This window comes from Ruminococcus sp. RTP21484sp1_RTP21277st1_D2_RTP21277_210401 (assembly GCF_040924225.1).
GTDB lineage: Bacteria > Bacillota > Clostridia > Lachnospirales > Lachnospiraceae > Blautia_A > Blautia_A faecis.
On the sequence record NZ_JBCOMJ010000034.1, the window covers coordinates 15,976 to 35,107 of the forward strand.

Sequence of the window (19,132 nt, forward strand, 5' to 3'; positions counted from 1 at the left end):
GGTTTCATGTTTTGGGTGGGCTCTGAGGTGAGGCTTTTGAGAAAAGGAGGAAAGCCATGCTTTCATTTACCCAGCCCCTGAAGGGGATGGCAGAATTTGAAGAAATAGAGAAAAGCCTTGAGAAAAATCAGGGCATTGTGCAGATCACAGGCTGCCTGGAATCCCAGAAGGCACATCTGATCCATGGGCTTTCCGGCAAAACACCTATGCGCCTTGTGATCGCAGGAGATGAGCGCCAGGCTAAGGAAATCTTCGAGGACTTGCGCTTTTATGACAAAAATACCATGTTTTACCCGGCAAAGGATCTTCTCTTTTTCCAGGCAGATATTCAGGGAAATCTGTTGATCCGCCAGAGAATGTGTGTGGTAAAGGCACTTCTGGAGCAGAAGGAACTGACTGTGGTTACCAGCATTGACGGCTGTATGGACTATCTGATGCCCCTGGAAGAAATCGGGAAAAAGGTGCTTCATTTCTATTCTGACAGCGTGATCAACATGGATGTACTGAAAAATACCCTTGTACAGCTTGGATATGAACGCGTAGGACAGGTGGAAATGCCGGGACAGTTTTCTGTGCGCGGTGGTATTGTAGATATTTATTCCCTTACAGAAGAGAATCCATGGAGAATTGAGCTGTGGGGAGATGAAGTGGATTCTATCCGAAGCTTTGACGCAGAGAGCCAGCGCTCTCTTGAAAATCTGGATGAGATTGCCATTTATCCGGCTGTGGAGTGGAATAACGGCAAAAAGATGGTATCTTTTGTGGATTATTTTCCCAGGGAAAAAATGCTTCTGTTTCTGGATGAACCCAACCGTATTTTGGAAAACGGACTGGGCGTGGAGGAAGAGTATGCCGCCAGCCGCACACATCGTGAAGAAAAAGGAGAAAAGAACCTTCCGGTTCAGTGGCTTTGTGAATTTTCCAAGGTTCAGAAAGAGCTGAATAAACTTCGTGCAGTGTCGTTGTCGGCATTGGAGCCAAGAGGCGTGGAGTGGAATTTTGCCCCGGAGAAATATAATCTGACGGTGCAGAGCGTAACTTCTTATAACAGCAGCTTTGAGCTTCTGGTGGAGGATCTGAGAAAGTATAAGAAAAAAGGCTACCAGATTGCCTTGCTTTCCGGTTCCAGGACAAGGGCGGAGCGTCTGGCAAAGGATTTGCAGGAGCATGAGCTGAATGCTTTTTACGGTTCAGATTATGACCGCGTGATCAATCCAGGGGAAATTATGGTTCTCTATGGACACGCCCGGAAAGGCTTTGAGTATCCGCTGATCAAATTTGCGGTGATCACAGAGTCCGATATTTTCGGCCAGGAGCAGAAAAAAAAGAAAAAGAAAAAAGTCTATAACGGCAAGCGGATCCAGGATTTTGCAGAGCTGTCTATCGGGGATTATGTGGTCCATGAAAAGCATGGACTGGGAATTTACCGTGGAATTGAAAAAGTTGAAGTAGATAAGGTCTTAAAAGACTATATCAAGATTGAATACCGTGACGGAAGCAATCTGTATATTCTGGCGACGCAGCTGGATGCGCTGCAGAAATATTCCGGCGCAGATACAGCCAGGGCACCGAAGCTGAACAAGCTGGGAACCCAGGAGTGGAATCGCACGAAGTCCAAGGTAAAGGGCGCTGTCAAAAATATCGCCAAAGAGCTGGTGGAGCTTTACGCTGTGCGTCAGGAAAAAGAGGGGTATGTGTGTGGCCCGGATACAGTGTGGCAAAAGGAATTTGAGGAAATGTTCCCATATGAGGAGACAGAGGATCAGCTGAACGCCATTGAGGATACCAAGCGGGATATGGAGAGCACCAAGATCATGGATCGTCTGGTGTGCGGAGATGTTGGATATGGTAAGACGGAGGTTGCTCTTCGCGCAGCGTTTAAAGAGGTGCAGGAGAGCCGGCAGGTTGTTTACCTTGCACCAACTACCATTCTGGCGCAGCAGGTGTACAACACCTTTGTCCAGAGAATGAAGGAGTTTCCGGTGCGCGTGGATCTGCTTTGCCGATTCCGTACACCTGCCCAGCAGAAAAAGACTTTGCAGGATCTGAAAAAAGGACAGGTAGACGTTGTGATCGGTACTCACAGAGTTCTTTCTAAGGATGTGGAGTATAAGAATCTGGGGCTTCTGATCGTTGACGAGGAACAGCGTTTCGGTGTTACCCATAAGGAGAAAATCAAGCAGCTGAAAAAGGATATTGATGTTCTGACTCTGACTGCGACTCCCATTCCACGAACCCTTCATATGAGTATGATCGGAATCCGTGACATGAGTGTGCTGGAGGAGCCGCCTATGGATCGTATGCCGATCCAGACTTATGTAATGGAGTATGATGAGGAGACTGTCAGAGAAGCTATCGGAAGAGAGCTGCGAAGAGGCGGCCAGGTTTATTATGTTTATAACCGGGTTACAGATATTGATGAGGTTGCCCTGCGGATTTCCAAACTGGTGCCGGACGCAAGGGTGGATTTTGCCCATGGACAGATGAGCGAGAGAGAACTGGAACGGGTTATGTACGATTTTATCAATGGGGACATTGATGTGCTGGTTTCCACTACTATTATCGAGACAGGACTGGATATTTCCAATGTAAATACCATGATCATCCATGATTCTGACAAGTACGGACTTTCCCAGCTTTATCAGCTGCGAGGCAGGATCGGACGTTCCAACAGGACGGCGTATGCGTTTCTGATGTACCGAAGGAACACCATGCTTCGGGAGGTGGCGGAAAAACGACTTTCTGCTATCCGTGAGTTTACAGATCTGGGAAGTGGATTCAAGATCGCCATGCGTGACCTGGAGCTTCGGGGGGCTGGAAATCTGCTGGGAGCACAGCAGCATGGGCATATGAACGCAGTGGGCTATGATCTTTACTGTAAAATGCTTAGCGAGGCGGTCAAAGAGGCAAAGGGTATTCATACTATGGAAGACTTCGAGACTACCATTGATCTGAATATGGATGCTTTTATTCCGGATACCTACATCAGCAATGAATTCCAGAAGCTGGATATTTATAAGCGCATTGCAGGGATTGAGTCCCAGCAGGAGTATGATGATATGCTGGAAGAACTGATCGACCGGTTTGGGGAGCCGCCGAAAGCAGTGCTGAATCTGCTGGCTATTGCAAGACTGAAAGCACTGGCACATCAGGGCTACATTACGGAAATCAAGCAGATGCAGCGTGAGATCAGGATCACCCTTTACGAAAATGCACATCTGAACCCGGAAGGAATTCCGCCGCTGGTTGCCAAGTACCGCAGACAGCTGCAGTTTAAACCGGATAAAGAGCCGAAGTTCCTGTTTGCACCGGTGGGGGATATTGTGCAGGCGCTGACGGTGTTTGCAAAGGAACTGATGGAATTGGTGGAAGAGGAAGGAAAGAGCGAAAAGTAGTAGACGGCTGGGCTGTTGAATGCTTTCGGATATTTTGATTTAAAGTAGGTTTTGGGTGGGGAAGATCCGATGGAAATTCGCGAAAATTGTGTGAATTCTATCAGATTTTCCCCTTTCTACTTGCCCTCATGGGAAAAAAGTTTTATACTCTTATTAGCGTGTCCGCATTGGGAAATCATGCCGGCTGTGCGTGGTGACTAAGCGGCACATCAGTGAAAGGGTAATTGGTGATCAATATGAAGAAAATCGTGAAGAACACAACCGTAGTGGCATTAAGTGGCGTAATGGCAATTGGAATGCTTTCCGGATGTGGAAGTAAGTCTATAGATGGAGAGAAAACCGTTGCGACTGTAGATGGCACAGACATTCCTATGGGTGTTGTAAGTCTGTATGCACGTGAGTCACAGGCACAGACCGTTGCCATGTATAAGAGCTTTATGGGAAGTGCAGGAAATATCTGGAGCCAGGTAGTAGATGAGGATGCTGGTACTACGTACGGTGAGCAGGCTGTAGGACAGTTCCTGGAGCAGGTTGAGCTGATGTACATCATGAAGGAGAAGGCAGCAGACTATGGCGTTGAGGTTACTTCTGATGATGAGACTGCTATTGCAGATGCAGCAGCACAGTTTATGCAGGACAATGACGAGGACACTCTGAAGGAGCTTGCTGTTTCCGAAGATCAGGTTAAGACTCTTCTGGAGCTTGAGACTTATCGTCAGAGAATTTACGATACGATCCGCAACGAGGCTGAGGTTAACATAACGGATGAGGAGGCACAGCAGTCTTCTTTCAGCTATGTAAGTATTTCCATCAGTGGAGATGACCTTACCGATGATGATATTGCTACCCGCAAGGAGCAGGCACAGGAGATCCTGGATAAGATGAAAGAGGATCCGACAGCAGACATGGGCGAGACAGCCAAGGCTGTTGATGATACTTACAGCGGACTGACCGGAACTATTTTCACAAATGACAGTGATGATGAGGATATTTCCAATTCTTATGATGACGCTGTTGTAGAAGCGCTGAGAACTCTGAAGGATGGAGAGGTTTACGACGAGCTGGTTGAGACTGATAGCAGCGTATATGTACTTCGGATGGACAAAGTAAAAGACGAGGATGCAACCGCTTCCAAGAAAGAGTCCCTTGAGAACACCAAGCGCAGCGAATACTATTCCGAGACAACTCAGAAATGGCTGGATGATGCTGATATTACTGTAAATGATAAGGTGCTTTCTACTTTGACAATTACAGATGAGCACAGCTTTACAATTAAGGAGACTACAGCGGATACAAGTGAAGATGCAGCAGCTGATACAACAGATGCTACCGAGGATACTACTTCTGAGGATGCCGAGGCAGCAGATGAGGACGAGGATGCTGATACTGCTGAGACAGATGCTGCAAAGAGCGACAGCGCAGAGGAAGCTGATACCACAGACAGCGCTGACAGTACAGACGAGACTGCAGAAGAGGACAGTGCAGACAGCAAGGCCGAGGACAGCAGCGAGAGCGCTGATTCTGAGGAGAACGCAGAGGATACTGCAGAAGAGACAACTGAGGAGAACTAAAAGTGAGATAAAGATCGAAACTTGTTGTATCGTATGTATTGCAAAATGTTTTCTGAAAGAATTGAGATTATATAAAGTGGAGAAAATGATAAAAGAGCCTGCCTGGGGTGATTCGGGCGGGCCCTTTGTCTATACAAAGTAAAATACTTATGAAAAAAGCTTTTCGCTACAAAGTAAGGTTTCAGAAAATGCAGGTACAGCAGATTGAACATGTGGATAACAATTACACAGGGGGACAACATGAAAAAGATACTTCTTATTGCAACCGGGGGAACCATTGCTTCCAAATATACAGCAGAGGGGCTGGCACCGCAGATTTCCGCAGATGAGCTGTTGGAATATATTCCTGAAGCCCGGGAATTCTGCACCATTGATACCGTTCAGCCTTTTGCCCTGGACAGTACCAATGTGTGTGCAGACCATTGGCTGAAGCTGGCCAGACTGATCGAATCCAAATATGAATTTTATGATGGCTTTGTGCTTTGCCATGGAACGGACACTATGGCATATACAGCTGCTGCTTTGTCTTATCTGATCCAGAATAACCGCAGACCTATCGTGATTACCGGTGCCCAGAAACCTATTGACCTGGCAATTACAGATGCACGTTCCAATCTTCTGGACAGTCTCCGCTTTGCCTCTCACGACCGCGCTCATGGAATTTCCATTGTGTTTGGGGGAAAAGTGATCGCAGGAACCAGAGCAAAGAAGGAATTTTCCAAAAGTTACAATGCCTTTTCCAGTATTAATTATCCGGATATTGCATCCATTCACGATCAGAAGATTATTTTTTATATTGATGACAAAGACCAGTCCACCAAGCCACTGGTGTTTTATCATGAGATGAATCAGAAGATTTTTCTGCTCAAATTGATTCCGGGGATTGACGGGAAAGTATTGGATGCTCTTTTTCCCTCTTATTCCGGACTGATCATTGAATCCTTCGGCGTAGGCGGTCTGCCTCATTACGAAAATGATAATTTTATAGATGCGATCGCGCATTGGATTGAAGCTGGCAAGCCTGTGTGCATGGCGACCCAGGTTACCCATGAGGGAAGCGACATGGAAGTTTATCAGGTTGGAAAGGTCATCAAGGAACGGTTCCCGGTGCTGGAGTCGTATGATATGACGCTGGAGGCGTCTGTGACGAAAATGATGTGGGCGCTGGGACAGACACGGGATATGGAGAAGTTTAAGGAGTTATTTTATACGACCATTAATCATGATTTATTGTTTCTGTAAGTAAGTCTTGAAATTTTCTGGAGTGTTAAGCTAAAATAAAAAAGCTGAAATTATGGAGCTGATAATACTTTCAGAGAATCTTTATGGATGGAGCGCAAGGCAACAGACTCAATTTATATCAGAGATGGGATATCGGTTTTGAAAACATATTTTCTGGAATACTGGAGGACATATATAAATGAATAAAAAAGAAATTTCCGAAATAAAAAAACAGCTGACACCGGCAAATTGCAACATTACCAGAATTTGTGGATGCTATGTGGATGCTGAAAAGAATAAAAAAACAGAACTGAAAGAAGCGTTCCTTTCCCTCTCCGAGGAAGAAATGTTCAAATATTTTGAAATATTCAAGAAAACCCTTTCTGGTACTCTTGGAAAGAACCTGATGAATATGGAATTCCCTCTGGCAGAGGAAAAAGAGGGTGGCAAACACGAATTCCTCATGAAGCTCCGCGCCAGTAAACTGAAGGATGACGCTTTAATTGAGAGCTTTTATGACAAAATTATCGAAAATTACGATTATCCGGAAAATTACTACATAATCCTGGTACACGCTGTGTACGATATCCCGGGAAGAACTTCAGATGGAATCGATATGGATGATGCTTCTGAAGAGATTTATGAGCACCTTCTTTGCAGTATCTGTCCGGTGAAGCTGTCTAAGGCAGGTCTTTGCTACAATGCGGAGGCAAATCTGATCCAGGACCGTATCCGTGACTGGATCGTGGAAATGCCAGAGAACGGCTTCCTTTTCCCGTTATTTAATGACAGAAGCACAGACATCCACGGCATGCTCTACTATTCTAAGAATGCAGAGCAGCTTCACGATATTTTTGTGGATGAAGTGTTTGGCTGTACTGCTCCGCTTTCCGCAGGCGGACAGCGTGATTCTTTCAACATGCTGGTGGAGGAAACCCTTGGTGACGACTGCCAGTATGACACCGTTATTGGAATCCATGAGAAATTGAACGAGATCATTGAAGCACAGAAAGATTCCCCAGACCCGGTTGTGCTCACTCAGTCTGAGGTGAAACGTCTCTTTGAGGACTGCGGTGTAGAAGACGAGAAACTGGAAACTTTTGATAACCAGTATGAGGCTGTAGCCGGTGAAAAAGCCACCATGGTAGCCTCTAATATTACCAATACCCGCAAGTTCGAGATCAAAACCCCGGACGTTGTGATCCACGTAGAGCCAGATAAAGTGGAACTGGTGGAGACCCGGATCATTGACGGCCGCAAATGTCTGGTGATTCCTATGGAAGACGTAGAGATCAACGGAATCCGTGTGCGGATGGGCGGGGAGAACGGTGACGATTCATCCATTGTAGCACCCGGTGAGGATGAAGAGTCCGCAGGAGTCCTTTAGGATAATGGTGATGGAACCTATTCAGATGAAAATGGCGTAGGCTACACCGACAATGGAGACGGAACCTGGACAGATGAGAATGGGAATAATTACACAGAATAAAAGGGGGTGGCTGAAAGAATTTTTCAAAAAACGGCAGGTCGTGTACCATCCCCGGACTGTGGAAATTTGGTGTTTGGCTTTTTAGTCAGGCACCATTTTTGTTTCTGGTCACGGATTGAACAGTAATCCATTTTTTTCGAATATAAGACTGGAAAAATCCTCTGTGGAATAAATTGTGCCACTGTGTTAATATAGAAGAAAATTGCAGAAAAGAGGAACCCATATGACCCTGGCACAACTTCGTTATGCGATTACGGTGGCGAATTCCAATTCTATGAATGAAGCTGCCCGGAATCTTTTTATATCACAGCCAAGTTTATCTTCGGCAATCCGTGAACTGGAGGAGGAAATCGGAGTAGAGCTTTTTCGCAGGACAAACCGTGGAATTTCCGTAACCCCTGAGGGAGAGGAATTCCTGGGCTATGCCCGCCAGGTGGTAGAGCAATACGAACTGATCGAATCCAAATACGTTTCCAAAGAACATACCAAGAAGAAATTCAGTGTTTCCATGCAGCACTACACCTTCGCAGTAAATGCCTTCGTGGAAATGGTGAAGCAGTTCGGAATGGACGAATACGAATTCGCTGTCCACGAAACCCGCACCTACGACATCATCACCGACGTAAAAGATTTCAAAAGCGAGATCGGCATCCTTTACCTGAACGACTTCAACCACAAAGTCCTGGAGAAACTTTTTCACGAATTCAACCTGGAATTCCACCCAATCCTGGAGTGCAGCATCTATGTCTACATGTGGAAAGGCCATCCCCTTGCTGACCGCGACCTGATCACCCTGGAAGACCTCCGCGAATACCCTTGCCTCTCCTTCGAGCAAGGCACCTACAACTCCTTCTACTTCGCCGAAGAAGTCCTGAGCACCTACGAATACAAACGCCTCATCAAAGCCAATGACCGAGCCACTCTCCTGAACCTAATGGTGGGTCTCAACGGCTACACTCTCTGCTCCGGAATCATCTGCGAAGAACTAAACGGCTCCGACTACTGCGCCGTGAAGCTAGACTCCGACGAGGTCATGACCATCGGCTACCTTGCAAGAAAAGGAACCACGATTAGCAAGTTAGGACAGAAGTACCTGGAAGAAATTGCCAAATACAAAGACAAAGCATTACGATAATCCACACACTTACATAAACTTCCATTTGGAACTAAAGCTGAACCTACCCCCCACTACACCCACCCCCCCCACTTTCAGTTTGGGCGGAAACAGCGCAGCGCCTTCCCGCCCAAACGTCCGCTTCGCTCAACTGTTCACCAACCAGTACACAGCCAGTGGGGGAGGGATAAATCTAAGCGAGCCATTTAAGGAGCGCCCTTAGTGGCGGTGAGATCCATGACTTACGGAGACTTATGCGAGAGGGCTCTCCCGAGCGCATTAGTCGCAGTTAGTCATTAGCTCACCAGAACGTTGCGACGGCGAGCGTGATTTATCCCTCCCCCGCTGGCGTCCACTTTAGCTATAGCCTTACCCTATAACTAGCCAAAACTTTTAAGAATTAACACTTTTACTCCAATTGTGTTATAGTAACCATATCGACGATGAAACACCACTTAAAGGAAAGAGGAAAGACATGTCTTCAATATTAATCCAAGATGTGAGCAAAACCTTCGAAACCAAAGACGGTTCCGTACAAGCCCTGAAACACGTAAGCCTCTCCATTGAAACCGGAGACATCTACGGAATCATCGGAATGTCCGGTGCAGGAAAAAGTACCCTGGTACGATGTATGAACTTTCTGGAAGTACCATCCGAAGGAAAAGTATTAATAGACGGAAAATCCCTCAGCGAATTTTCCCCAAAAGAACTCCGCAAAGAGCGAGAGAAAATAGGAATGATTTTCCAGCATTTTAACCTGCTCATGCAGAAAAACGTACTGGAAAACGTCTGCTTCCCACTGTACATCCAGGGGAAGAAAAAAGCCGAAGCAAGAGCAAAAGCCCTGGAGCTTCTGGAAATCGTAGGACTGGCAGACAGAGCGAAAGCATATCCCGCACAGCTCTCCGGTGGACAGAAACAAAGAGTGGCAATCGCCAGAGCCCTGGCCTCCGATCCACAGATACTGCTCTGTGACGAAGCCACAAGCGCTCTGGATCCCCAGACCACATCCTCCATACTTGAACTTTTGCAGGACATCAATCAGAAATTCGGAATCACCATTGTGATCATTACCCACCAGATGTCAGTTGTCCGTGAGATTTGTACTCATGTGGCAATTATGAAAGACGGTGAAGTAAAAGAACAAGGCCTTGTAGAAGAAATCTTCAGCCACCCGAAATCACAGGTAGCCAAAGAACTGATTAGCAAGGATTCTGGAAACGACGTAGAAAGCAAAAAGCTTACCCAGTCAGAAATCCAGGACGGCGAAATCGTTCGAATCGTATTCTCTGAGAACTCCGCATTCGAACCAGTAATCGCAAACCTTATATTAACCTTCCACGAACCTGTAAACATTCTGAAGGCAAACACCAAAAACGTAGGCGGTGTAGCCAAAGGAGAAATGATCCTCCAGTTCATGAGTGACAGTACCAATGTACCGGAGATGAAGAAATTCCTTACAGAACGTGGACTTGAGATAGGGGAGGCGAACTGATTATGTGGACGAAACAAGTAACCGATATGATAATCGCAGGTGTAGGGGAAACATTATATATGACCCTGTTTTCCACCTTCTTCGGATATGTATTTGGAATGCCCCTTGGAATCCTGCTGAAAGTATCCGACAAAGAGGGTCTGCGGCCAAACGCAGTACTATATAAGATCCTGGATGTGATCGCAAATATTTTCCGAAGCATCCCATTCCTGATCCTGTTGATCCTGCTCATTCCATTCACCAGATTTCTGGTAGGAAAAAGCTATGGAACCACAGCCACTATCGTACCCCTTACCATTGCGGCAATCCCTTTTATCGGACGAATGGTAGAGTCTTCCTTAAATGAGGTAGACCCGGGAGTTATCGAGGCTGCAAGATCCATGGGAGCAAGCAACCTTCAGATCGTATTTAGGGTAATGCTGGTAGAAGCAAGAACATCCCTGATCTCAGGAGCTACCATTGTAACAGGAACTATCCTTGGTTACTCCGCAATGGCAGGAACCGTAGGAGGAGGCGGACTTGGAGACATTGCAGTCCGTTACGGATACAACCGCTGGCAGACGGACATCATGCTGGTGACAGTTATCCTTCTGGTAGTACTGGTACAGATTTTCCAGACAATTGGTATGTTCATAGCCAACAAGCTGGATAAAAGAAAATAAGCCACAGATTATTTTATAAGAAATGGTATCTGTGAGCAGTAACCAAAATCGATAATTGACAGGAGTTTTTAGTAGCCCCTGTTTATTATAAAAAATGATTGTAATGTAGAAACTAAATATATTTTTCAAAAAATAAGGAGGAACTTTATTATGAAAAAATTAATCGCAGCAGCACTCACAGGAGCATTAGTACTTGGAACCGTTGGAACATCCGTTGTTTTCGCAGCAGATGATGACAAAACCATCACAGTAGCAGCATCCGAGACACCACATTCCGAGATCCTTGAAGCAGCAAAACCGATCCTTGAGGAAGAGGGATACGACCTTGAGGTAACGGTATTTGATGATTATGTACAGCCAAACGAAGTTGTAGAGAGCGGCGATTTCGATGCAAACTACTTCCAGCACATTCCATATCTGAACAGCTTCAACGAGGAAAAAGGAACCCACCTTGTAAATGCAGGCGGAATCCACTACGAGCCATTTGGAATTTATCCTGGAACAAAATCCAGCCTTGACGATATCGCAGATGGCGACACAATCGCAGTACCGAACGATACCACAAACGAGGCAAGAGCACTTCTTCTTCTCCAGGACAACGGAATTATCAAACTGAAAGACGGTGCAGGTCTTGAGGCAACTGTAAACGATATTGAGGAGAACCCATACAACGTAGAAATTGTTGAGCTTGCAGCTGAGCAGGTAGCGCGTGTTGCAGAAGAGACTTCTTACATTGTCCTTAACGGAAACTATGCACTTCAGGCTGGTTACTCTGTATCCAAAGATGCACTTGCATATGAGACCTCTGATTCCGAAGCTGCAAAAACATATGTAAACGTAATCGCAGTAAAAGAAGGAAATGAGAACAGCGACAAGATCAAAGCTCTTGTAGACGTATTAAAATCTGACGAGATCAAAGATTTTATCAACGAGAAATATGACGGAGCAGTTATCCCGTTCGAGGACAGCGATGACGCTGAGACAGGAGATGCTGAAGCAGCAGATGACGCTGACGAGACTGCAGCTGCAGAAGCTGACACAGCAGACGAGACAGCCGAGGAGACAGACGCTGAATAATCTGTAAAAATTAAACAGGGTTTTATTAAGAGAGTGATTATAAATCGGATTGAAATGCATTGGAAAAGATACATTTCAGTCCGATTTTTGCCTGTAAAAAAAGCAGTGTCCAATATATGGAACAGTACATAATTATGGAATAGGGTGACCTTCAGCCCTCTGCAAAAACAGTTGAAAAACCTTATAAAATCTGCTATTATAAAAACGAATTTTTGTAGGTATCGAGGTGAGGCCAAGTGAAAAAAAACGAATGTGCGAACCGGCTTGTCTGCCTGTTTTTCAGTGTGGCAGTTGCGGTTTTGTGTGTGCTTTTTGCAGGCATGGAAGCGAAGAGCATTATGCATGTTTACGATCTGAAACCGGCCTCAGCTTCTTTGATTTCACCAGAGCTTTCCAGAAGCACCCGGACAAGTGCAGAAGAACTGACAGGACTTCGGCAGGTGTCTGTAAGGCTGGAGGCGGACCAGCGCCTTCGCCACAGGTCAGGCGTGGAAATTGTGGTGCTCATCATGTTGGCAGTTCTGCTGGCGAATACCGTATTTTATAAAGCAAAGAAACGTCTGCTGACCAGAAATGATGCTGACGGCAGACGGTTTATTATCTGTTACATCCATCATCAGGATGGACAGAAACACTGAAGATCATATACCATTGTTTAATATTGCTGATTGCTGCAAGTGTTTTCATTATGAGTAAAGCATTGCAGTGGAGAGCAATTATTTTCCATGTAAACAAACGTATATGATTGGAGGTATGACACTATATGTTACTTAATATTTTTATAGGAGTAATGATTGTTGCAGCCATTGCTGTCGGCATCTGGATGGCATGGTTTGACAGTCATGGAGGAAAGAAATGATAGCACAGATTTTTGCAGTAGTAATTTTCCTGGCGATGTTCATTCTGATCATCACAGAAGTATGGGAAAGACATATTGTTACGCTGGGATGTGCGCTCCTTACATTGATTCTTGTATTTGGAATCTGTATGCACAGCCCCTCAGCAATTATTGAAACACTGAACATACATAGTATTTTTTCACCGGGATTCTGGCACACAGCAGGTGAAGCAAGCGAAGCTTCTGCTGGAATCAACTGGGAAACTATCGTGTTCATCGCTGGTATGATGATCATGGTAGAAGGCATGGCAAACTCCGGATTTTTCCGCTGGTTATGCATGAAGATCGCGAAACTGGTTAAATACCAGATTATCCCGATCTTTATCACATTTATGCTCCTGTCCTTTGTACTTGCTATGTTTATCGATAGTATCACCGTAATCCTGTTCCTTGCAGCGGTTACCGTAGAACTGTCACAGCTGCTGAAATTTAATCCGGTACCAATGATCCTTGCAGAGATCTTCTGCGCCAACCTTGGTGGATCCGCTACCATGTGCGGAGATCCGCCGAACATTATCATTGGAACATCACTTGGATTTTCCTTTGCAGATTTCGTGACAAACACAGGTCTTATCGCGGTGATCGCACTGGTGCTGGTTGTAATCTATTTTTACTTTATTTTCCGCAAAGAGCTTACCGAAAATGCGGGAAAAATTGATCCGTCTACGTTACCGGATCCGGAAGAAGCGATTGTAAGCAAGAAGGGTTTCACCATCAGCTGTGTGATCTTCCTCTGCGCTGTTGTCCTTCTGGTAACACATTCCCAGACAGGGCTTACCGTATCCTGTATCGGTGTATTTATCGCAGCAGTGACACTGATCACTTCCGGAAAAGATGCTTTGGACCTTCTGAAAAAGGTTGATTACAAGACACTGCTGTTCTTCGTAGGACTTTTCGTAGTTGTTGGCGGTCTGGAGCAGACCGGTATCCTTACGATCCTGGCTGGATTTATTGGAAAAGTCAGCGGCGGAAACCTGATGGTAATGATCGCCATCATTATCTGGGTATCTGCTATCGCAAGTGCATTTATTGATAACATTCCGTTTGCAGCTACCATGATCCCGGTTATTGACAGTCTGGCAGCCGCACAGGGAGTTGATATTTCCATTCTGGCATGGGCTCTTGCAATGGGTACTGACATCGGCGGAAGTGCAACCCCGATCGGAGCTTCTGCAAACGTAGTCGGTATCGCAACAGCAGCCAAGAGCGGTCACATGATCAAATGGGGAAAATACTGCAAGGCAATGGCACCTGCCACGATCCTGGTTGTCCTCGTTTCCATGCTGATGATTTATGCTAGATATTTATAATGCCATAAGGGGGAAGTGTAGAACTGTCAATTATCAGAGAAAAAGCAGTGCCAAAGATCTGGCATGCCATGAATAACTGACAGTTGGTCTTGCCCGCTTTTAACGGCATTTTATCCGGAAAAATCCGTGAAACAAGAGCGGATTTCTCTGGTTAGAAGGGAGGATACCATGAAAACACAAAAACAGGTGATCATTTCCATCGGACGAGAGTTCGGAAGCGCAGGCCATGAAATTGCAGAGCGAATCGCCAAGCGCTATGGACTTTCGTTATACGATCACAATCTTTTACGCGAGGTGGCAGACAGCCATAACGTAAATCCAGAAGAGCTGGAAATCTTTGACGAGATGAAGCACAACAAATTTCTTTACCGCACAGTGAAAGGAATGAGCAGTTCTCCGGCAGACAACGTTGCTATGATGCAGTTCAATTTTCTTCGGGAAAAGGCTGAAAAAGGAGAATCCTTTGTAGTTGTAGGACGTTGCTCTGAGACAATCCTGAAGGATTATGAGGGCCTGATTTCCATCTTCATTATTGGAGACATGGATCAGAAAATTGCCCGTGTAGCCCGTCTTTATGGAAAAACCGATAAAGAAGCTGAGCGTTTCATCAAAGAGAAAGACAGAAAGAGAAAGAAATACCACGACAGTCATTGCAATTCCAAATGGTCAGATTCCCATACCTATGATCTGAGTCTGAACAGCAGCACTCTTGGTGTGGAGGGAAGCGTTGAATTTCTTTCATCTTATATTGACAAAAGGATATCAAAAATGAAATAATAAGTTTAATGACAAAAGGTTCTGCCAGGACGCATACAAGTGTCAGGGCGGAACCTTTGTGGTTTTTGTGACCGCAGTCAGTAAGAGTAGTCAGAAATAGTTCTGATGTTGGGAAGGTGCTACCCTAAAGCCACGAACTCTCATTTATCCAGGAGGAAAATTTATGTTCACTGATGACGAAAAAGACTACATTATGCGTATGATCAAAGAGATTGCCCGTGTCCTTGCCAGCGTCATGCTTGGGAAAAAATATGTTCAGGTGGAATTGCCGGTAGAATCCAAATATCAGATTTCCGGAGACAAGCTTCACCATATGAAAACCATGGTGGACAGAGGCGAGATCAACGAGGCAGAGAACGAACTTCTTGACCGGATCGATTACGTTGACAAAGAAGCTCTGGCAGAAGCTATGTTTTTCTACGAATATGCTGCATCCAAAGGGGATGAATTTCTGGAAGCGCACAACTATTCCCTGGAGGAAATAAGGGATGGGATCCAGCAGCTGGCAGAAGATGCTGGATATGGAAATATTATAAATATGCTTGATATAAAATAGAATCTCTTGTGATATATGAAATACTGCGATTTTATTAAGTCTGCGCCCAAAAGTATTTTTGCCAAGTGGGAGCGCCATAGGCGTGGAACAGCTGACTTTCCTATATGGAGATGTCGCCGACAGGCGGCATGTCCGTTTAGAGTGAAATTGTGATCACGCTTAAAATGATGAGGAGATTATAAGATGTTTCTTGAAAAAAACAGAGACCGGATAGAAAAAGACTTTGAAGATTTTTCCAGGGAACTGCCAGGAAAAGCGGAAGAGATAAAGAAGAGAATGGAAGCACTAAGTCCTGATATTGTGATCGGAATGAAATATCTGTACAGCAATATGCCCTACAGCGATGTGGGAAACTATACCTTTGACACTTATCTGGATTATGTGCAGCAGGGAATCTATCTCTGGGAAAATTCCCCTTATGTAAAGAATTATCCAGAGTTTTATTTCCTGAATTACGTGCTTTTTCATCGGACAAATGATGAAGAAATCAAACCATGCCGTACCTATTTCTGGAAAAAAATAAAGGATAAGGTCCAGGGGAAGGCCATGGTGGAAGCTGCACTGGAAATCAATCACTGGTGTGCGGGAGAAGTGATGTACCAGGGAACGGACATGCGTACCGGCTCCGCACTGGAAATTTACAGAAGCGGTGTAGGCCGCTGTGGTGAGGAAGCCGTCTTTGTGGTAAATGTAATGCGAAGTGCCGGAATCCCTGCAAGACCAGTGTATGTGCCGAGATGGTCCCACTGTGATGACAACCACGCCTGGGTAGAGGTCTGGTGCGATGGCGACTGGCATTATCTGGGAGCTTGCGAGCCAGAAGCTGTTCTGGACAAGGGCTGGTTTACCAATGCAGCATCCAGGGCCATGATGATCGGCTCCAGATGGTATGACCGCGCTATGCCAGACGAAAAAGTGATCGGAAAAGACGGAATGAACCGGATCATCAATCTTCTTGGTAAATATGCCAAAACCAGGTGGATCACTATTACAGTGGAAGATCTGGATGGAACTCCGGCTGCTGGGGCAAAAGTACGGGCTGAGGTAATGAACTATGGGGAATTTTCCCCGATTGCAATAATGGAAGCAGACAAAAATGGCTGTATTTCCTTTGAAACCGGTTTTGGAAGCCTGCTGATCTGTGCTGTTTATGATGGTGCTTACGGGGAAAAGGTAATCGACACAAGAGAGGACGACCATTTTACCTGTACTCTTGGTGAGGAATATGAGGATGAGCTTTGGGTGGATTTTGACATGAATGCACCGGAGGATACCGGCAGAATAAGATGGAATATTACCCAAGAACAGGAAGAAGAGAATAATCACCGGATTGCCGCTGAGGCAGAACACTGCCGCCGTAAGATTGAGAAATTCCAGCCGCTGTGGAAGCGCTGCCTTTTTGGACATACCATGAAGGAAGTGGAGCCTATGATGGCTGTTTTGTCTGAGAAAGACAGAAGGGATGCTTTTCCAGAAGTGCTGGAGGGCCATTATCAGGAGGCCTCGGTTTATCGCGAATTTAATCCAGATGAGATTTACATTCCATATGTATGGAATCCCCGCGTGGAAAATGAGGTCCTTACCAGGTGGAGGAAGAAGATCCTGGGCTATTTTGACAAGGGGCAGAGGGATGCTTTTGAAGCGGATCCCAAGAGCATCTGGACCTGGATCGAAGAGAACATTTCAGTCCGCAATGACAAAGAGCGCCTGACTGCATACACCACTCCTGGTGCAGCACTGGAGCTTGGAATTGCCGGAGAGAAATCCCACAAGGTGCTTTTCGTGGCAATCGCCAGAACCCTGGGAATCCCGGCACGTCTGAATCCTGCTGATGGAGCTATTGAATATTGGGATGGAATGAGGTTTGTAGCAGTATTGGAAGAGAGCCGGAAGGAATCCCATCTTACAGTCTTCGCCGGGGAAAAAGGGGACTGGAATTATTTCCAGAACTGGACCATTGCGGTGACAGACGGAAGAGGATACCTTACCCTGGATTTCAGCGACCGCAAGTGGGAAGCTGGAAAACTGGAATTGGATATCATGCCGGGAGATTACCGGATTCTGACTGGAAACCGTCTGCCAAACGGAAACATTCTGGGAAAAAGATACGATTTTCATATTGAAAAAGATGAGACGAAGCGGGTGGAACTGGAGCTTCGGGAGTATTGTCTGGAGGAAATGTTCAACCGTCATTCCATTCCGGATTCCAAGCTGACCGATCGGGCTGGAAATCAGGTGCTGGTGTCCAAATTGACGGGAAAAATAAGCGGAGATGCTGCCAAATGTGAGAATGGCATGGCTGAACGAGGCATCCTCTTCTGGCTGGAAGAAGACCGTGAGCCTACTGTGCACATTCTTAATGAAATGATGGATTTGAAAGAAAAATATGAAAAAATACAAAAACAGATTATATTTATCCTTCGCAGCGAAGAATCTTTAAAAAATGCTACTCTGGTGAAATGTCTGGAACTGTTCCCTGAAATTCAGGTGTACTTCCACGATTTCGGCAAGGACAAGGAAATGACCGCCCGCCGCATGTACGTAGATTCCGGGAAGCTGCCGCTTATGACCATTACCGAGGGCAAATGCCAGGGTATCTTTGCAGCAGCTGGATACTCCGTGGGTATGGCAGATATGTTGGTGAGGATTTTTGAGGCATGAACCGGGATCAGATCAAATACGTAGCCATGTTTACCATGCTATTAAACCATATTGCAAACGTTTTCCTGGAACCAGGTACCTTTCTTTTTGAGGTGATGGTGGACGTGGGTTATTTTACCGCTATCACCATGTGCTACTTCCTGGTAGAAGGCTACTGCTACACCCGCTCCAAAGAGAAATACGGCAAACGGCTTCTGCTGTTTGCCCTGATTTCCGAAATCCCCTTCTGTCTTGCATTTACAGAAGAAGGAACCATAAGTTTCGTAAGCATGAACATGCTATTCACTCTTTTCCTGTGCTTCCTGATTCTCTATGCAATGGAAAAAATCCCTTCAGGAACCCGGCAGACACTCTGCATCTTGGGCCTGGTATTTGCCTCCGCCTACAGCGACTGGGCCTTTCTTGCCCCTATCTTCACCTATTGGTTCGCAAGCTGTGGCCTCCGGGATGCACAGGGGAAAATGCTGCCAGCCGGCGGCCGGAATGCTGATCAGAAAAGCCATCTGGCTGGCGGCCAGAATCTTGAACGAAAAAAACTTTTATGGAAGGTTTTCAGAAAGGCAATGCTGTTCTTTGGTCTGTTAAACCTTGTAGAAAATATGGAGCAGACCACTCCTGCCAGGGCTGTTATCCAGTCCCTCGGCGCCACCGCCGGAATTCCGCTCTCAGCACTTTGCATCATCTATCTCTACAACGGAAAGCGCTCCGAAAAACATCGAACCTTTTCTAAGTGGTTCTTCTACATTTTTTATCCGGCACATTTGCTAATATTAGGTATATTGAGAATTGCTATTTAGTGTGTTGAAAGTTGTTCAAGGCGGACGCATTCGGACAATGGTATTACTCACTCGCCGGCGCGTTGCGCCGGCGAGTGAGTAATACACATTGTCCAAATGCGTCCGCATT

The 19,132-nt window shown here is 45.8% G+C and carries 14 protein-coding genes; all 14 read left to right on the forward strand.

Annotation, left to right across the window (positions count from 1 at the left end; genetic code table 11):
- Window positions 1-56: 56 nt before the first annotated feature.
- The 14 genes from mfd to AB5706_RS18900 all read left to right on the forward strand — a co-directional run bounded on the left by mfd (window position 57) and on the right by AB5706_RS18900 (window position 19,023).
- Complete coding sequence (gene mfd, locus AB5706_RS18835; RefSeq protein WP_368366264.1) at window positions 57-3,395, forward strand: transcription-repair coupling factor; 3,339 nt, start codon at window positions 57-59, stop codon at window positions 3,393-3,395.
- 236 nt (window positions 3,396-3,631) lie between these two features.
- Window positions 3,632-4,966 carry an FKBP-type peptidylprolyl isomerase gene (locus AB5706_RS18840; RefSeq protein ID WP_368366265.1) on the forward strand — a complete coding sequence of 445 codons (1,335 nt, stop codon included), beginning with the start codon at window positions 3,632-3,634 and terminating at the stop codon, window positions 4,964-4,966.
- Between the two features lie 240 nt (window positions 4,967-5,206).
- Complete coding sequence (locus AB5706_RS18845) at window positions 5,207-6,208, forward strand: asparaginase (protein ID WP_118583704.1); 1,002 nt, start codon at window positions 5,207-5,209, stop codon at window positions 6,206-6,208.
- Between the two features lie 178 nt (window positions 6,209-6,386).
- Window positions 6,387-7,574: a DUF4317 domain-containing protein gene (locus tag AB5706_RS18850; protein ID WP_173772131.1), complete on the forward strand. Its 1,188-nt coding sequence runs from the start codon at window positions 6,387-6,389 to the stop codon at window positions 7,572-7,574.
- Between the two features lie 325 nt (window positions 7,575-7,899).
- Entirely contained in the window at window positions 7,900-8,811 is a 912-nt protein-coding gene (locus tag AB5706_RS18855; protein ID WP_118583712.1) for a LysR family transcriptional regulator, read from the forward strand.
- 454 nt (window positions 8,812-9,265) lie between these two features.
- Window positions 9,266-10,285 (forward strand): methionine ABC transporter ATP-binding protein, encoded by a 1,020-nt coding sequence (locus tag AB5706_RS18860; RefSeq protein WP_173719240.1) that lies wholly within the window; start codon window positions 9,266-9,268, stop codon window positions 10,283-10,285.
- Between the two features lie 2 nt (window positions 10,286-10,287).
- Window positions 10,288-10,947, forward strand: a complete 660-nt coding sequence (locus AB5706_RS18865; protein WP_117849363.1) for a methionine ABC transporter permease — start codon at window positions 10,288-10,290, stop codon at window positions 10,945-10,947.
- A 150-nt stretch (window positions 10,948-11,097) separates the two neighbouring features.
- Complete coding sequence (locus AB5706_RS18870) at window positions 11,098-12,024, forward strand: MetQ/NlpA family ABC transporter substrate-binding protein (protein WP_148461575.1); 927 nt, start codon at window positions 11,098-11,100, stop codon at window positions 12,022-12,024.
- A gap of 236 nt (window positions 12,025-12,260) precedes the next feature.
- Window positions 12,261-12,662, forward strand: coding sequence for a hypothetical protein (locus AB5706_RS18875; protein ID WP_173717209.1), 402 nt, complete (start codon window positions 12,261-12,263; stop codon window positions 12,660-12,662).
- Window positions 12,663-12,879: 217 nt separating this feature from the next.
- Window positions 12,880-14,232 carry an ArsB/NhaD family transporter gene (locus tag AB5706_RS18880; RefSeq protein ID WP_148461577.1) on the forward strand — a complete coding sequence of 451 codons (1,353 nt, stop codon included), beginning with the start codon at window positions 12,880-12,882 and terminating at the stop codon, window positions 14,230-14,232.
- Window positions 14,233-14,400: 168 nt separating this feature from the next.
- Window positions 14,401-15,009: a cytidylate kinase-like family protein gene (locus tag AB5706_RS18885; RefSeq protein ID WP_148461578.1), complete on the forward strand. Its 609-nt coding sequence runs from the start codon at window positions 14,401-14,403 to the stop codon at window positions 15,007-15,009.
- A gap of 163 nt (window positions 15,010-15,172) precedes the next feature.
- The gene (locus tag AB5706_RS18890; RefSeq protein ID WP_368366266.1) at window positions 15,173-15,565 is read left to right on the forward strand and encodes a DUF6483 family protein; all 393 of its coding nucleotides are present in this window, start codon (window positions 15,173-15,175) and stop codon (window positions 15,563-15,565) included.
- A 183-nt stretch (window positions 15,566-15,748) separates the two neighbouring features.
- Window positions 15,749-18,226, forward strand: a complete 2,478-nt coding sequence (locus AB5706_RS18895) for a transglutaminase domain-containing protein (RefSeq protein ID WP_173772133.1) — start codon at window positions 15,749-15,751, stop codon at window positions 18,224-18,226.
- Window positions 18,223-19,023, forward strand: coding sequence for a TraX family protein (locus AB5706_RS18900; protein WP_173717211.1), 801 nt, complete (start codon window positions 18,223-18,225; stop codon window positions 19,021-19,023). Before AB5706_RS18895 ends, AB5706_RS18900 begins: the two co-directional genes overlap by 4 nt.
- Window positions 19,024-19,132 lie beyond the last annotated feature (109 nt).

What these genes read in the sequence shown, in the direction of transcription:
- mfd (WP_368366264.1), top strand. Translation starts at nt 57, where the DNA reads ATGCTTTCATTTACCCAGCCCCTGAAGGGGATGGCAGAATTTGAAGAA.
- AB5706_RS18870 (WP_148461575.1), top strand. Translation starts at nt 11,098, where the DNA reads ATGAAAAAATTAATCGCAGCAGCACTCACAGGAGCATTAGTACTTGGA.
- AB5706_RS18895 (WP_173772133.1), top strand. Translation starts at nt 15,749, where the DNA reads ATGTTTCTTGAAAAAAACAGAGACCGGATAGAAAAAGACTTTGAAGAT.
- AB5706_RS18860 (WP_173719240.1), top strand. Translation starts at nt 9,266, where the DNA reads ATGTCTTCAATATTAATCCAAGATGTGAGCAAAACCTTCGAAACCAAA.
- AB5706_RS18885 (WP_148461578.1), top strand. Translation starts at nt 14,401, where the DNA reads ATGAAAACACAAAAACAGGTGATCATTTCCATCGGACGAGAGTTCGGA.
- AB5706_RS18880 (WP_148461577.1), top strand. Translation starts at nt 12,880, where the DNA reads ATGATAGCACAGATTTTTGCAGTAGTAATTTTCCTGGCGATGTTCATT.
- AB5706_RS18845 (WP_118583704.1), top strand. Translation starts at nt 5,207, where the DNA reads ATGAAAAAGATACTTCTTATTGCAACCGGGGGAACCATTGCTTCCAAA.
- AB5706_RS18855 (WP_118583712.1), top strand. Translation starts at nt 7,900, where the DNA reads ATGACCCTGGCACAACTTCGTTATGCGATTACGGTGGCGAATTCCAAT.
- AB5706_RS18850 (WP_173772131.1), top strand. Translation starts at nt 6,387, where the DNA reads ATGAATAAAAAAGAAATTTCCGAAATAAAAAAACAGCTGACACCGGCA.
- AB5706_RS18890 (WP_368366266.1), top strand. Translation starts at nt 15,173, where the DNA reads ATGTTCACTGATGACGAAAAAGACTACATTATGCGTATGATCAAAGAG.
- AB5706_RS18900 (WP_173717211.1), top strand. Translation starts at nt 18,223, where the DNA reads ATGAACCGGGATCAGATCAAATACGTAGCCATGTTTACCATGCTATTA.
- AB5706_RS18865 (WP_117849363.1), top strand. Translation starts at nt 10,288, where the DNA reads ATGTGGACGAAACAAGTAACCGATATGATAATCGCAGGTGTAGGGGAA.
- AB5706_RS18840 (WP_368366265.1), top strand. Translation starts at nt 3,632, where the DNA reads ATGAAGAAAATCGTGAAGAACACAACCGTAGTGGCATTAAGTGGCGTA.